This is a genomic window from Paraglaciecola sp. 25GB23A, from assembly GCF_040012495.1.
GTDB lineage: Bacteria > Pseudomonadota > Gammaproteobacteria > Enterobacterales > Alteromonadaceae > Paraglaciecola.
The window spans coordinates 61073-76101 of record NZ_JBDYKM010000006.1; the positions used below are offsets into that span (position 1 = coordinate 61073).

11 protein-coding genes and 5 tRNA genes are annotated in these 15029 nt (G+C 42.7%); 12 read left to right on the top strand and 4 right to left on the bottom strand.

The window, feature by feature from the left end:
* Positions 1 to 36: 36 nt before the first annotated feature.
* On the bottom strand, positions 37 to 1296 hold the full coding sequence (gene hemA, locus ABKW31_RS11635) for a glutamyl-tRNA reductase (RefSeq protein ID WP_348616532.1): 1260 nt from the start codon (positions 1294 to 1296) through the stop codon (positions 37 to 39).
* Positions 1297 to 1501: 205 nt separating this feature from the next.
* On the opposite strand from hemA, the gene lolB reads away from it, so the two are divergent.
* The 7 genes from lolB to ychF all read left to right on the top strand — a co-directional run bounded on the left by lolB (position 1502) and on the right by ychF (position 6688).
* Positions 1502 to 2056, top strand: coding sequence for a lipoprotein insertase outer membrane protein LolB (gene lolB, locus ABKW31_RS11640; RefSeq protein WP_348616533.1), 555 nt, complete (start codon positions 1502 to 1504; stop codon positions 2054 to 2056).
* Positions 2041 to 2946, top strand: coding sequence for a 4-(cytidine 5'-diphospho)-2-C-methyl-D-erythritol kinase (gene ispE / locus ABKW31_RS11645; RefSeq protein WP_348616535.1), 906 nt, complete (start codon positions 2041 to 2043; stop codon positions 2944 to 2946). The genes lolB and ispE overlap by 16 nt, the downstream gene beginning before the upstream one ends.
* 38 nt (positions 2947 to 2984) lie before the next feature.
* Positions 2985 to 3059, top strand: a tRNA-Gln gene (locus ABKW31_RS11650).
* A gap of 31 nt (positions 3060 to 3090) precedes the next feature.
* Complete coding sequence (locus tag ABKW31_RS11655) at positions 3091 to 4038, top strand: ribose-phosphate pyrophosphokinase (RefSeq protein ID WP_348616536.1); 948 nt, start codon at positions 3091 to 3093, stop codon at positions 4036 to 4038.
* Positions 4039 to 4303: 265 nt separating this feature from the next.
* Positions 4304 to 4933: a 50S ribosomal protein L25/general stress protein Ctc gene (locus ABKW31_RS11660; protein ID WP_348616537.1), complete on the top strand. Its 630-nt coding sequence runs from the start codon at positions 4304 to 4306 to the stop codon at positions 4931 to 4933.
* 5 nt (positions 4934 to 4938) lie between these two features.
* The gene (pth, locus tag ABKW31_RS11665) at positions 4939 to 5523 is read left to right on the top strand and encodes an aminoacyl-tRNA hydrolase (RefSeq protein WP_348616538.1); all 585 of its coding nucleotides are present in this window, start codon (positions 4939 to 4941) and stop codon (positions 5521 to 5523) included.
* A gap of 73 nt (positions 5524 to 5596) precedes the next feature.
* Positions 5597 to 6688, top strand: a complete 1092-nt coding sequence (ychF, locus tag ABKW31_RS11670; RefSeq protein WP_348616539.1) for a redox-regulated ATPase YchF — start codon at positions 5597 to 5599, stop codon at positions 6686 to 6688.
* Between the two features lie 44 nt (positions 6689 to 6732).
* Here ychF and ABKW31_RS11675 read toward each other — a convergent pair whose 3' ends face one another.
* On the bottom strand, positions 6733 to 7566 hold the full coding sequence (locus ABKW31_RS11675; RefSeq protein WP_348616541.1) for a transporter substrate-binding domain-containing protein: 834 nt from the start codon (positions 7564 to 7566) through the stop codon (positions 6733 to 6735).
* Between the two features lie 296 nt (positions 7567 to 7862).
* Between ABKW31_RS11675 and ABKW31_RS11680 the strand changes: the two genes are divergently transcribed.
* The 5 genes from ABKW31_RS11680 (at position 7863) to ABKW31_RS11700 (ending at position 9822) form a co-directional block, all read left to right on the top strand.
* Positions 7863 to 7939 (top strand) — tRNA-Met (locus ABKW31_RS11680).
* Between the two features lie 45 nt (positions 7940 to 7984).
* Positions 7985 to 8069: transfer RNA gene (locus ABKW31_RS11685), tRNA-Leu, on the top strand.
* A 6-nt stretch (positions 8070 to 8075) separates the two neighbouring features.
* Positions 8076 to 8150 (top strand) — tRNA-Gln (locus tag ABKW31_RS11690).
* A gap of 37 nt (positions 8151 to 8187) precedes the next feature.
* Positions 8188 to 8262, top strand: a tRNA-Gln gene (locus ABKW31_RS11695).
* Positions 8263 to 8415: 153 nt separating this feature from the next.
* The gene (locus ABKW31_RS11700) at positions 8416 to 9822 is read left to right on the top strand and encodes a sodium:alanine symporter family protein (RefSeq protein WP_348616542.1); all 1407 of its coding nucleotides are present in this window, start codon (positions 8416 to 8418) and stop codon (positions 9820 to 9822) included.
* Between the two features lie 387 nt (positions 9823 to 10209).
* Here the strand turns inward: ABKW31_RS11700 and ABKW31_RS11705 are convergent, their stop codons facing one another.
* A complete protein-coding gene (locus ABKW31_RS11705; protein WP_348616543.1) occupies positions 10210 to 13335 on the bottom strand; it encodes an efflux RND transporter permease subunit in 3126 nt (1041 codons plus the stop codon).
* A gap of 11 nt (positions 13336 to 13346) precedes the next feature.
* Positions 13347 to 14708 carry an efflux RND transporter periplasmic adaptor subunit gene (locus ABKW31_RS11710; RefSeq protein WP_348616544.1) on the bottom strand — a complete coding sequence of 454 codons (1362 nt, stop codon included), beginning with the start codon at positions 14706 to 14708 and terminating at the stop codon, positions 13347 to 13349.
* Between the last annotated feature and the right edge of the window lie 321 nt (positions 14709 to 15029).

Sequence of the window (15029 nt, forward strand, 5' to 3'; positions counted from 1 at the left end):
TTAGCTTAAATCAGTCGATGACTGCTAGGCTAAGCTTTATTTATTGGATCCAAGCCCAAGGGCATCTTGTAAAATTCCTAAGGTGTTTTCATCTTGTTCATGTGCTGCTTTTTTCAAGGCCTTAGTCGGGGCGTGAATAAGGCTATTAGTTAATTTATTTGCCAATTCAACCAGCACCATGGACGCGTCTTTTCCATCAGCTAACTGGTTAAGAGCGCGACCCACTAATTGCTCCTTTTGCGCGCGACTTTGCTCTCTGAAGGTCTTCAATACATCAATAGATTGCTGACTTTGTTTCCATTGTAAGTACTGCTGCGCCTGATATTGAATCATAACATCTGCTTGCTGGGCAGCATCATGACGGTTGGCAAGGTTTTTCTCTACTATTTGTTGCAGATCATCAACCGTATAAAGATAAGCATCATCCAACTGCCCAACTTCTGGCTCTATATCTCGCGGCACGGCTAAATCCACTAAAAACATCGGTTTATAGCGGCGCTCTTTTAGAGCACTCTCGACCAAGCCCTTACCTAAAATAGGCAATTGACTGGCTGTCGAACTAATCACAATATCAGCATCTTTAAGATGCTGCGGTATTTGCGCCAATGTCAGTACACTTGCCCCTAAAGGTTTAGCAATACTCTCTGCTCGAGCTAAAGTTCGATTGGCGACAGTCAGCGACTTTACATTTTGTTCTGACAAATGTTTAGCGACCAATTCTATGGTCTCACCGGCACCAATCAGTAATACTCTACTATTGGTTAATGACGAAAAAATGTGTTTTGCCAGTTGCACTGATGCATAAGCAACAGAAATAGCATTAGCACCAATCTCGGTTTCAGTGCGGACTCTTTTGGCCACCGAAAATGTATGTTGAAATAAGCGCTCAAAATTACTGCGAATGACCCCAGAATTTTTTGCATCAATATAAGCTTGTTTTACTTGGCCTAATATTTGTGGCTCACCTAGCATCAATGAGTCTAAACCGCTGGCCACTCGCATAATATGAACAACTGCGTCTTGCTGCTCATAATGATAGCTGTTGTCTCTTAAAAATGAGGCATCAACCCCATGAAAATCAGCTAACCAAGCAATTAAACGTTGTTTATCGCTGTTGTCTACCTTTGCATAAATTTCTGTTCTGTTGCAGGTTGAAACAATCACTGCTTCTTGCGCCCCAGTACTTGCGGTCAGTGACGCCAAGGCGCTAACAATCGCATCGGGAGAAAATGCAATTTTTTCTCGCAACTCAACGGGTGCAGTTTTGTGATTGATACCAAAGGCAATTAAGGTCATGCAGAGTTAGTTTTGCTTACAACATAGGTTAAAAAAGTCAGAGGACCGCATTGTACGCAAAAGGTAAAACTATTGAAAGTAAACTCAGTTTTATGTTCCCATAGTCACACTGATTATTAACTAGAGTTCACTCGTGACTCGGATTTTTTGTTGTTTACCTATTTGTTTGAAATATTTTGCCCTCCTTTTAATAAGTATAGTCGTGGTGAGTTGTGCGAGCCCTCCCCCAACGAAGGTAGAATTAGACAGTGCGCAACATCAGCAAAAATTGGCTGCATTGCAACAGTGGCAAATCAAAGGAAAGTTTGGCTTTAGAAGTCCAGAGCAAAAACAAAGTGCAAATCTATCGTGGTTACAAAACAGCGATGACTATCAATTATCCCTTAGCACTATATTAGGTACTTCTATTTTATCCTTGCAAGGCAACCCTCAATGGGCAAGTCTCAAAGCAGATGATGAAACCTACAATGGTGCCAGTGCCAGTGAATTAATATGGCAAATGACAGGATGGACCATACCGGTTGAACAATTACCGACATGGATAAAAGGACAAAGCCTTAAATCTGATAAAGTAGTATTGAGTGAACAAGGTTGGATCACAGAATTACAGCCCACTTGTATAAATTGCCGCGGCTGGATATTACGTTTTACAGATTATCAAGCAGTGGAAAACTATTGGTTACCGCATAAAATAAAATTGACCCACAAAAAAAATAGTGTTGATGTCACTATCAAGATTAACTCATGGGAAACAAACTGATGTCTAGTGCAGATTTTTGGTGGCCTAGCCCGGCTAAACTTAACTTATTTTTGCATATTAATGGCCGCTATCCCAACGGCTACCATCAATTGCAAAGTGTGTTTCAATTACTTGATTTTGGAGATGAGCTGGCGTTTGAAATAGAACAACAACAAATTACTCTATGCACTGAATTAGATGGTGTTGCCCATGACGATAATTTAATTGTGCAAGCGGCGAGGTTATTGCGTAAAGAAATATTAACAAAAGACCCCACTCGCATTGAATCATCCTTGGGCTGTAACATTTTTCTGCGCAAACGCTTACCCATGGGAGGCGGGATTGGTGGCGGTTCGTCTAATGCAGCGACCACCTTAGTCGTGCTAAATTATTTGTGGGAAGGCAAACTCACCCTGGGGGAACTAGCCACCCTAGGCTTGAGTTTGGGTGCAGATATTCCTATTTTTGTGCATGGGTTTACTGCCTTTGCTGAAGGCGTAGGTGAGCAATTAGAACCCAAGAGCACTAAACCAGCTAACTACCTTGTGGTCTTTCCTGATTGTCATGTATCTACCAAAGAAATATTTAATCATCCGGACCTCCCCAGAAATACGCCTAAAATTAGTCCACTTGATTATCATTTCGACAATACTCACAATGATTGCCAACAATTGGTCTGTCAACTCTACCCGAATGTTGCAAATACATTACGCTGGTTGTTAGAATACGCGCCGTCGAGAATGACGGGGACAGGCTCTTGCGTTTTTGCGGTGTTTCAAGATCGATCTGAAGCATTAAGAGTGCAAAACTTGTTACCTCAAGGGTCGGTCAGTTTTATTGCGACTGGTGTTAACCAGTCTCCATTACATAAACTGTTAACGACCTTAACCGACAAACAAATTTTATCTTAGTAGTAGAAAATAAAGAAAAATGTAACTATTCAGTTAATTGGGGTATAGCCAAGTGGTAAGGCAGCGGGTTTTGATCCCGCCATTCGGTGGTTCAAGTCCATCTACCCCAGCCACCTTCAAAAGTAATGCACTGAGGATTTTATCGTGCCCGATATGAAGATTTTCGCCGGAAACGCCGTTCCAGATCTTGCTCAAAAAGTCGCCAATAGACTTTATACCAAGTTAGGCCATGCTAGCGTAGGACGTTTCAGTGATGGTGAGATAAGCGTAGAAATCCATGAAAATGTTCGTGGTGCAGACGTATTTATTATCCAATCAACTTGTGCGCCAACCAATGATAACCTTATGGAATTGATCGTCATGATTGATGCCTTTCGACGCGCTTCTGCTGGTCGTATAACGGCAGTCATTCCGTATTTCGGTTACGCTCGTCAGGATCGTCGAGTACGTTCGGCACGTGTCCCCATTACGGCTAAGGTTGTTGCTGACTTTTTGTCGAATGTGGGTGTCGATCGAGTACTAACCATTGATTTACACGCGGAACAAATCCAAGGATTTTTTGACGTGCCTGTTGATAATGCCTTCGGTACACCTATTTTGTTGGATCATATGCGCCAACGTAAAATGGACAATCCGGTTGTTGTTTCACCTGATATTGGTGGTGTTGTGCGAGCCCGTGCTGTAGCCAAACTATTGAACGACTCTGATCTAGCCATTATTGACAAACGTCGTCCAAAAGCAAACGTAGCGCAAGTTATGCATATTATTGGTGATGTTCAAGACCGTGACTGTATTATTGTGGATGACATGATTGATACTGGCGGTACCTTGGCTAAAGCGGCGGAAGCCTTAAAAGCCCATGGCGCTAAAAATGTTTATGCCTATGCGACACATGCCATTTTCTCTGGCAATGCTGCACAGAACTTACGTGATTCAATGATTGATGAAATTGTCGTTACTGACAGTATCCCCCTCAGTGAAGAAATGAAAGCTGTCGGTAAAGTGAAGCTGCTTACTTTATCCAATATGTTGGCAGAAGCGATTCGTCGAGTAAGTAACGAAGAATCAATTTCTGCGATGTTTGAATATTAAATAATACCTCCTAACTAATGTTCTTTCGCTCTGTAAAGAGCATTAGTATTTCTCACACTCATTTCAAGCCTGTCACACATTAATATAGCATCTGTGCTGTTATTAAATCATCGTTTGCTTGTGTGCAAGATACAGCGATGGTAACATTCGCCGCCCTTTTTTAGGGGCATCCGCTCATTTAACCACAATTGCTGGTTAAATACGGACTAATAGTAGGTTTTGGTCGCAAGAACCTACACACTTTTACTTAATTGGAGTTACCTCAATGTCTGATGGAATTTTTACACTAGACGCAGAAATCCGCAACGACCTAGGGAAAGGTGCGAGCCGCCGCCTTCGTCATGCTGGAAAAGTACCTGCTGTTTTATACGGAGCTGGCCAAAAAGCCGTTTCTCTAACCCTAACTCATAACAAAGTATTTCAAGCTCAAGAGTTTGAAGCATTTTATTCACACGTGCTGACCTTAAACATCGCCGGTGAAAGTGTTGAAGTGTTAGTAAAAGATATGCAACGTCATGCGTTTAGACAAATCGTTAACCATATCGACTTTTTACGTGTTGATGCTAAGAAGCCCGTTACTACAAACGTGCCTTTACACTTCATCAACGAAAAAGAATGTGAAGCTATCAAGTTTCAAGGCGGTCACGCTGAACACAATATGGCTGACGTTGAAATAAGCTGTTTACCTGCTGATTTACCTGAGTTCATTGAAGTTGATTTAACCAATGTTGAATTGGGTCAAACCTTACATTTAACTGACTTAGTAATGCCTAAAGGCGTGACTTTGGTTGAGTTAAACAAAGGCGAATCACACGACTTAGCAGTTGTAAGTGTTAAAACAGCCAAAGGTCCTAAGGCCGATGATGCTGTTGAAGAAGAAGCTCCAGAGGCTTAATCTTCTTGACTGATATTCAGTTAATTGTGGGCCTGGGTAATCCGGGCCCCGAATATCAAAATACTCGTCACAATGCAGGTGCCTGGTTTGTTGAACAACTGGCTAAAAGTTATAACTGCAGTCTCAAGTTAGAAAATAAATTTTATGGTTACACGGGTCGTATTACGATCGCTAACCAAGAGATAAAGCTGCTTATTCCCACGACTTTTATGAACAAAAGTGGACAAGCGGTTGCCGCCATGGCGAATTTTTATCGCATTCCTCTGTCTAGCCTGCTCGTTGCCTTTGATGAATTAGATCTTCCTCCAGGCGTCGCAAAATTTAAAGTAGGTGGCAGTTCGAGTCAAAATGGCATAAAAGATATTGTAAGCCAATTGGCTAATCAAAAAGATTTTTTGCGCCTACGCATTGGCATTGGCCATCCGGGTGATAGAAATCGGGTAACCGGCCATGTATTAGGCAAAGCATCGTTGACTGAGCAGCAACAAATTGACGCTGCAATCGATGAAGCACAGCGATGCACTGAAATACTAATCAAAGACGAATTAAAAATGGCTATGAATCGCTTACATGCATTCAAGGCTGACTAACTAAACACGTTTCAATACAACAAGATTGTTGCACCACCATGCAATCGTATTAATGAACAATGAGGATATTCACATGGGTTTTAAGTGCGGCATAGTTGGCCTTCCCAACGTAGGCAAATCAACCTTATTTAACGCGTTAACCAAAGCGGGAATCGAAGCAGCAAACTTTCCTTTTTGTACCATTGAACCTAATACTGGTGTGGTCCCTGTTCCAGATTTGCGTCTTGATAAGTTAGCAGAAATTGTTAAACCTCAACGGGTTATCCCTACTACGATGGAATTTGTAGATATTGCCGGCTTAGTTGAAGGCGCCTCTAAAGGTGAGGGTTTAGGTAATAAGTTCTTAGCTAATATTCGTGAAACTGATGCCATCGGCCATGTGGTGCGTTGTTTTGAAAATGACAATATCGTGCACGTATCAGGTAAAGTTAACCCACAAGACGATATCGATATTATCAACACTGAATTAGCCCTTGCTGACCTTGAAACGGCAGAAAAAGCCATACACCGTGTCTCAAAGCGGGCCAAAGGCGGCGATCAAGATGCGAAGTACGAATTAAGCGTATTAGAAAAAATAAAACCACATTTAGACGAAGGTCATTTGCTACGCTCATTTTCTCTGGATAAAGAAGAGCTTAAAGCCATTAGCTATATGAACTTTCTCACACTCAAACCCACTATGTACATTGCTAATGTTAGTGATGATGGCTTTGAAAATAATCCATTTTTAGATCAAGTACGTGCCATTGCAGCCAAAGAAAATGCGGTAGTCGTGGCAGTATGTGCGGAAATGGAATCTGAAATTGGCAGTTTAGACGACGACGAGCGTGCTGAATTCATGGCCGATATGGGCCTTGAAGAGCCTGGTTTAAATCGGGTTATTCGCTGCGGTTACGAACTATTGGCTTTACATACCTATTTTACTGCCGGCGTCAAAGAAGTGCGAGCTTGGACCTTTCCTGCTGGCTCTACCGCGCCACAAACAGCTGGTGTCATTCACTCAGATTTTGAAAAAGGATTTATCCGCGCTGAAACTATTGCCTACGAAGACTTCGTACAATATAAAGGTGAACAAGGGGCAAAAAATGCCGGAAAAGCCCGCAAAGAAGGTAAGGAATATATCGTCAAAGATGGCGATGTGATGCACTTTTTGTTTAATGTTTAAACATCATAAGGCCTGCTAATATAGCAGGCCTTATTTTTGCAAGCCTATTCCTTTTTTTCATTGAGCAAGAGTACTGGAAAATCAGCTAAGGTTTGTATATCAACCATCAAACCATACTTTTGGTAAATGGCTTGAATCATATTTTGCTCAAGCATGGCCAGCCAAGCCTGATTGAGAGCCTGTCTTACCGTAATTGAAACATGACGATAACTCACCCCCCAATAAACCGGACTCCCTTGCAGACTAAATCTAATCGCGTATTTATTATTTAAGCGGGGGTTAGAGGCCAATAAATATTGGGCCGACATTTCGTCGTAAAAAATACCATCCAGTCTGCCAATGAGCAGCATTGAAACACGGTCGCGGTTATTGCGAATATCAACTAACTTAGTATTAACCAGCTCATTATTTAATACAAATTGATCGAATTGTTGACCAAATCTATCTCCTCTGGTTATGCCTATTTTACCGTCAAATTGCGGCAATAACGCAGGCACATTTGCGGCTGGGCTGATACTACTATTAGCAATAAATGCGACTTTCTCAATATGATGTGGCCCTAAAAATTGCGTGTATTTTGCTCTTTCGAGAGTATGGGTGAAATGCGAGATCAATTGTATATCGCCAGACTCAAGTAATTTTATTGATCTGGCCCAAGGAAGTTCAATTATCTTAAGACGACAGCCCGCTTTTTCTGCCAAAATTAACGCTAAATCGACGGTAATCCCTTCCCAGTCTCTACCGATATTTTTAGAATGATAAGGAGGAAAGTCACTCGACAGTCCAATACTCAAACTGCAGGCCATGCTAACCTGACTAATAAATAGCAAGCAAAGTAAAATCAAGGCCGCTGCACGTTTATTAATAAAGATAGACATTAAAATTATTTTGTTTCCATAAATTAACTATTCCAATTTTTGAGAATAGGTCTAAAACGCCTAAAAGCCAAGAGATAGACGTATTGCTTTACTCAACTTAAAAAAGTTTATTCTTTACTGATATCATATCGAGACTCAATTCTGGGTAATTGGCACTAATACAATGCAATTTAGAGGAAAAATTGGCAAGTTTGATTAGTAACTAATCAATCAATTACAATCTTCCAAAAAAACGGTTGACGACCTTAAATCAGATGGCATAATACGCGCCACTTCGGGAACGGGGTGAGATAGTTGGCTACATAGCTCAGTTGGTTAGAGCACATCACTCATAATGATGGGGTCGCAGGTTCGAATCCCGCTGTAGCCACCAACTTTTAAAGTTGGGTTGTAACAACTACCTAGTTGCAACAAATTTGCGGGAGTGGTGGAATTGGTAGACACGCTGGATTTAGGTTCCAGTGCTTCACGGCGTGAGAGTTCGAGTCTCTCCTTCCGCACCAATATGTAGGGGTATAGCCAAGTGGTAAGGCAGCGGGTTTTGATCCCGCCATTCGGTGGTTCAAGTCCATCTACCCCTGCCAATTTTTGAAAGTGATTGACTGTTGGTCATTCAACTCTAGGGGTATAGCCAAGTGGTAAGGCAGCGGGTTTTGATCCCGCCATTCGGTGGTTCAAGTCCATCTACCCCTGCCATTTTACAGTGTAAAATGCACAAAAAAAGCCAGACATTGTCTGGCTTTTTTTGTTTCTAGCCCCTCATCATATAAAATCCATAATTCTACCTAGACATAATTAACATAGTTCGGCAGACTTCCAGCAGAATTTTAATTACTTGTGGACTCTATTTTGATTAATGAAATCGTCTCAGCCATCAACAACGTGTTATGGGGAAATGGTCAGGTACTAATTTACATGTTGCTGGCAGCAGGCGTTTGGTTCACTGCACGTTTAGGTTTTGTACAAATACGCCATTTTGGCCACATGTTTTCAATAATGAAAGGCAGCACCAAAAGCGATAAAGCGGGCATTAGCTCGTTTGGCGCATTGTGTACCAGTTTATCTGCCCGAGTAGGCACAGGTAACTTAGCCGGTGTGGCCGTTGCGATCTCTTTAGGCGGCCCTGGTGCCATTTTTTGGATGTGGGTAATAGCTATCCTTGGCATGGCCACAGGATTTGCTGAAAGCGTGTTAGGGCAGCTGTATAAAGTCAAAGATGCAAACGGCGAATATCGTGGCGGCCCTGCTTACTATATTCAACAAGGCTTAAATAAACGCTGGTTGGCCATTGCCTTTTCTTTGTGTTTATTCTTGGGTTACGGCTTTATATTTAGTGCTGTGCAAGCCAATACCATTACCGACGCCTTAAACAATGCTTATGACATCCCTACTAATTATTCTGGTTTAGCTATTATCTTTGTAGCCGGTTTGATCGTTATCGGTGGCTTGCGCGCTATCGCTCGATTCGCTGAATGGGTAGTACCTTTTATGGCAGTGACTTATGTAAGTGTCACTATTGTGATTACGATAATGAATATCGATTTGGTACCCGACATGTTACTTAATATCGTTTACTCCGCATTTGGCTTACAAGAAGCAGGCGCTGGAGCCATGGGAGCTGCGTTTAAAAACGGCGTGCAACGTGGACTTTATTCTAATGAAGCCGGTTCTGGTAGTGTGCCACACGCTGCTGCCGCTGCAACGCCAAACCCAAACCATCCAGTTTCACAAGGTTATGTACAAATGCTGGGGGTGTTTATTGACACTATGGTGTTGTGCACTTGCAGCGCAATTGTAATCCTTCTAGCAGGAGGCTCAAGTAACGAAGGCATGGAGGGTATCAGGTTGACTCAAAGTGCCATGACATCACATTTAGGTTCGGGGGGTGCTGATTTTGTAGCCGCGGCCATTACCTTATTTGCCTTTACTTCAGTGGTGGCCAATTATGCCTATGGTGAAAGTAATCTACACATGTTTAAACTAGACAATAAAGTCGGTAAGGCGGCCTACACTGCGGGCTATTTAGCCATGATTTATTGGGGTGCAAGCGCCAATTTACCAGAAGTATGGGCTGCCGCAGATATGGCACTAGGTTTAATGACAGTCATAAACATCAGTGCCTTGGTCTGGATGACCCCCACTATTGTATCAATTAGTCAGGATTATTTTAAAAAACGCAAAGCAGGCAAATCGATGGAATACAAAGCCGGTGACTGCGAAATTCAGGGTAAAAGCGAAGACGGGATTTGGGATTAGATTCCGAGAGACGTCATTACAAAAACTTTACATGTGGGATGCCAAAAAGCATCCCTTTTTACTGCTTTAAACTAATTTTTTAATGACACTTATTGCTGAGATTTGTGTTTGTTAAAGATGGCAGTATAAGAAGGCTCCAGTCTTTTGCTTATTATTAAAGGTCAGAGTGTGACAAATCCATTGGTCACAATTCTAAAATAAAGAGCTCGATAACATCAGCGAAATTTACTCTTAGTAAGTTGGCTGTTATACGCTATACAGGCCATCGAGCAAAAAAATGATGGTCAAAGATAATACATAATAAAAGCCCCTTCAGCACCGGGGCGATTATCACTCACACAAAACAACTTAGCCTTTAATCTGGCCGCTAAAAGAGCCGAAGAGTGATCAGGAACTCTTCGCGTTTTTTGCCCAAAGTGAACGCATATCTTTTCCATAGCGCCTGAAGTAGCGTTTGATGTCTTCTAAAATCAAGTAGTTTACCGGTACTATAAACAAGGTGATCAAAGTAGCAAACAAAATACCAAAGCCAAGGCTAATTGCCATTGGAATAAGAAACTGTGCTTGGGTCGATTTTTCAAATAATAGAGGCACTAGACCGGCAAAGGTGGTTAATGAGGTTAATAAGACCGGCCGAAACCGTCGTCCTCCTGATTCAAATACGGCTTGTTTGAGAGCCATACCTGCTCTGCATTTTTGGTTGGTATAATCGACTAATACCAGAGAGTCATTAACCACAACTCCTGAAAGTGCCAACATCCCCATAAAACTCAATAAGGTCAAATCCATGCCCATGATCCAATGTCCGATTACGGCGCCGACAAGGCCGAAGGGGATCACTGACATAACAATAATCGGTTGTGAATACGACTTAAACGGGATAGCTAACAAAATATAGATCAAAATGGCAAGTCCTACTCCACCCGCCAAAAGTGCATCAGAAGACTCTTTTTGGTCTCGAGCTTCTCCTGCCATTTCAAAATTGATACCGGGATATCCGACAATTTTTTGTTGCAACCACTGCCTTATTTCTTCTTGTACCAATGAAAGATCACCGGCTTGTTTATCGAAGTCTGCGCTGACCGATAATGTGCGTTGTCGATCAACACGCAATATAGTATCGGGACTTAAGCCAGGATAGACATCTGCAACTTGCCACAAAGGTACCTCTTGATTCGGGCCAACGCGGATCATCATTTGTTCTAGGGTTTCGATAGATTGACGGGCCTCTAATGGATACCGAACCATGACTCGAACTTCTTCGCGACCACGCTGTACTCGCTGTACTTCGAAGCCAAAAACGGCTTGCCTAACTTGTCTTGCGACTTGGTTTAAGTCTAAGCCCAATAAACGGGCTTCTGGTTTGAGTTCAAGCTGTAATTCTTCCTTTCCGTCTGATAGCGAATCTTCAATGTCTGAAACCGCAGCATAATTAGCTAATTGCTCTTTTAGTCCTTCGCCTAAGTTTGCTAATGATTCGGTATCGTGTCCTTTAAGCTCAATATTGATAGGTGCACCACCCCACCCGCCTATTTCAGCGCGGTAGTTGAGCTGCTCAGCCCCCGCCACTTGACCGACTCGTTGGCGCCATTCATTAACTATTTCACTAGTGGTGACTTGTAGGGTTCGTTTTTCTGGCGGTACCGTATCAATGGTGACTCGTCCAGTGGTTGAATTTCGTCCCCCACTTATTGAATAGATATTACGGATAACCGATTCATTTGTTTCGGGATCAGTGTACTTTTCCCTCAGCGCTTTGGCGTGCTCCGTCATCGCGCTCACAATTCTGTCTGTGCTCTCAAACGCAGTGCCAGCAGGCATGACTAAGGTAGCCGTGGCCACCTCACTTTGTACCCGAGGAAAAAATACAAATTTTGTCTGACCACTGGCAATTGAGCCAATTACCAGTGCCAAGCAAGCAAACATGCCGACCCAAAAAGCGTATCGCCAGCGCATTGCTTGCGCTAACAAAGGTTGATATATACGCTCGACAAACACTTCTAAGGACAGTGCAATCTTTTGTTGTATCTTAGACAGGCGAGAAGAATCATCAGATACACGCGCTTTTACGTGCTTTAGGTGGGCAGGTAACACAAATTTTGATTCAATCAAAGAAAATAACAGTACAGGGATAACCACATAGGGTATTGCAGAGTACCAACTAGCAGGGCCCGTTTGGAAGGCGAGTGGTAAAAAGGCTGCTGCCGTAGTCAGTATGCCAAACGTAACCGGTACCGCAACTTCTTGAGTGCCTTTAATCGCAGCGTTAAGTGGATCTTCGCCGCGCTGTAAATGTGAGTAGACATTCTCGCCGGTTACTATCGCATCATCGACTACTATGCCCAAAACTAAAATAAAAGCAAAAAGGCTCATCAGATTTATGCTAACACTAAAAAAAGGCATAAATAGAAAGGCGCCCATAAAGCTCATCGGAATACCCAGACAAACCCAGAAGGCTACCGAAGGTCGTAAAAACAGTGCAAGTAAGGCAATAACTAATAAAGCACCTTGCCATGCGCTGGTCGTGAGGGTTTGCAAACGTGCTTTAATCGGTTCACTTCGGTCACGCCAGTAATCGAGGTTCAGTCCTTGAGGGATCTGAGATTGTTTTGCTAAAATGAATTGCTTAACTGCTGCGGTAACTTCAATAATACTTTCATCGCCGGTACGAAATACCTCTATTTCTACTGCCGGTACCCCGTTAAAACGGGTGCGTAAGGGGGTTTCTTCAAATTCATCCTTAATGGTCGCAATATCGCCGAGTTTAACCATGGTGCCATCTTGAGTGGTAATAATTGGAATATCTGCAAAATCAGCTGCACGGTAGGCCTGTCCACGACTACGAATAAAAATTTCACCTCCTTGAGTTTTAAGATTGCCCGCTGACACATCTCGCGAATTTTGTCCTATCACATTAGCGACTTGTTCCAGTGTAATGTCGAATTTTCGAAGAGACCACTCTGGGATCTCAATAGAAATCTCAAAGGGGAGTGTGTTACCCACTTCAGCTTGTGACACCTCAGGCAAATTGGCAATTTCATCGCGCATACCTTCAGCCATCCTGCGCAGAGTGATGGCATCATAATCACCATATAAGACAACACCGATGGCGTCTCTGCGCCATTGTGGAACCTGAATAAGCAGATTTTCAGCATCGACGGGGAAATTATTAATGGCATCAACCCTAATTTTTACATCGTCAAGGGTTTCTCTAACGTCATATCCCTCTTCTACTTCGATGGTAACTGAAGCACTTCCTTCACGACTTTGCGATGTAAGTTGACGAATTCCCTCTAAGTCTTGAATCGCTTCTTCGATTCTAATTGTAATGCCCTCTTCTACTTCTTGTGGTGAAGCACCAGGCAAGGTCATTGATACCTGAACTTGGCGTTGTTCAAATTCAGGAAACAAGTCAACCGGTATCTGCGTGGACGCCACATATAAGCCAGAAATCACAACAATAAAAAATAAAATATTTGCGGCAACGTCATTTTTTGCAAACCAAGCAATCATAATTCTGGCTCCTATTGCGCAGTGTCAGAAGATGTTTGCGAGGTAGCAGTCTGAGATTCAATCTGCTGTCTTTTCGCTTTTACTAACTGAACTTCAGACTCCGCCGGTTTATCAGTGCTCTCCTCGAGAGACTTAACTTTGGTACCTTCAGGGAGATTAGCTGTGGGCGTGAGAATTAAACGGTCAGTTGAGCGCAATGCATCTAACTTTGAATTCGTTGATGTGGTTTGTTCTAGTGCAAATTCATTTTCAGTGGATACTGTGGCGGCCACAACCACCGACTTTGCATCAGTCCACAGTGGTCTGACTTTACGTTTTTTTAATATACCCTCATCAGCAACACTAACAATATAGTCTTGCGAAACCGCTCGTCTTGGAATGACAAATACGTCTTCGAGTTTACGGCCTTCAATCTTGGCTCGCAAAAACTGTCCAATACGAATGGCAGGACGTTGTTCATTGTTAATGAATGGCTCATTAATCTGAGCGACGACATAAAGCATCCTTGTGGCCGGGTCAAAAGCGCCTTCACTCCTAACAATCTCACCCTGCCACTGATAAGTGCGGGCACCAAGTTCACCCAATAATAAAACCTTGGGGCGCGCTTGGTTAAAATCATTATCTTCAGGTACAAGCAAATGTTCTAAGTCAGCGATTTTTACCGGAAGTCTGACTTCGACTATGTCAGTACCATAAATATCCGCAATGGCTTGGCTTGGATTGACGACTTGGCCCACATCCACCATCTGCTGGAGTACTTTACCGTCAAAGGGGGCTTTAATTTGAGTACGCTCTAAATCAAGTTTAGCTTTATCTAAACGCGCGTTCGCTGCTTGTAATGCGGCTTTTGCTGCTGCCACTTGTGGTTTGCGCAAGGCAAGTAATTGAGCGGCGCCGGCATCGGGGCGCACATTCCATTCTCTGGCAGCAAGGTCGGCCTGGGCTACCTCCTGAAGGTAACGAACTTGTGCATCGGCTGCAGCAGAAGCCGCAATATCAACTTCCACATGAAAGTTTCTATCATCAAGTGTTACCAATATATCCCCTTGAGAAAATATTCCACCGGCACGAATGTTGGGGGAAACAGAGATTACACGCCCACTCACATCGGCAACTAATTGAGTACGAGTGAGAGATTCAACTGTGCCATATGAATCAATCCAAGCCTCATAGTTTTGTCGTTCTAATGATGCTATTTCAACCGCAACGCTTGGAGACTCGGCGCCTCCCCACTTGCGAGCCTGGGGCTTACTACTGAACATGGCCATCATCAAACCCACAGCAATAACAATAATAATTATCGTTACTATACTATGTGCTACCCAGTGAACTTTTTTATTATAGACTTCTTGGGAATCATCCTGACGTGTCATTTTTTTCTCCGACTTATAGCGTAAAGGTGCTTGCTTAAAAATTGGGTTAATCGCTCATTCATTTCACAGCGCAATAAACCGAAAGTTAGTTATCCCACCTCCTACGTTGGCGGTTTAAATTTAGACTATTTATGAGTTAATTCAATTTTAGTGGCTGTCGGAGGAATTAATATATGACAATGGCTGGTAGGTCTTTTATAGATGACTAGACTAAGTAATTGCTTCGAATGAAGTACATGGTTTACTTAGCTTGAGAAGTGTTATCAATAACTTGTTCGCCTAAAACGAGTTTTATCGGCCAAACCCAATCAGTGTGGCCAA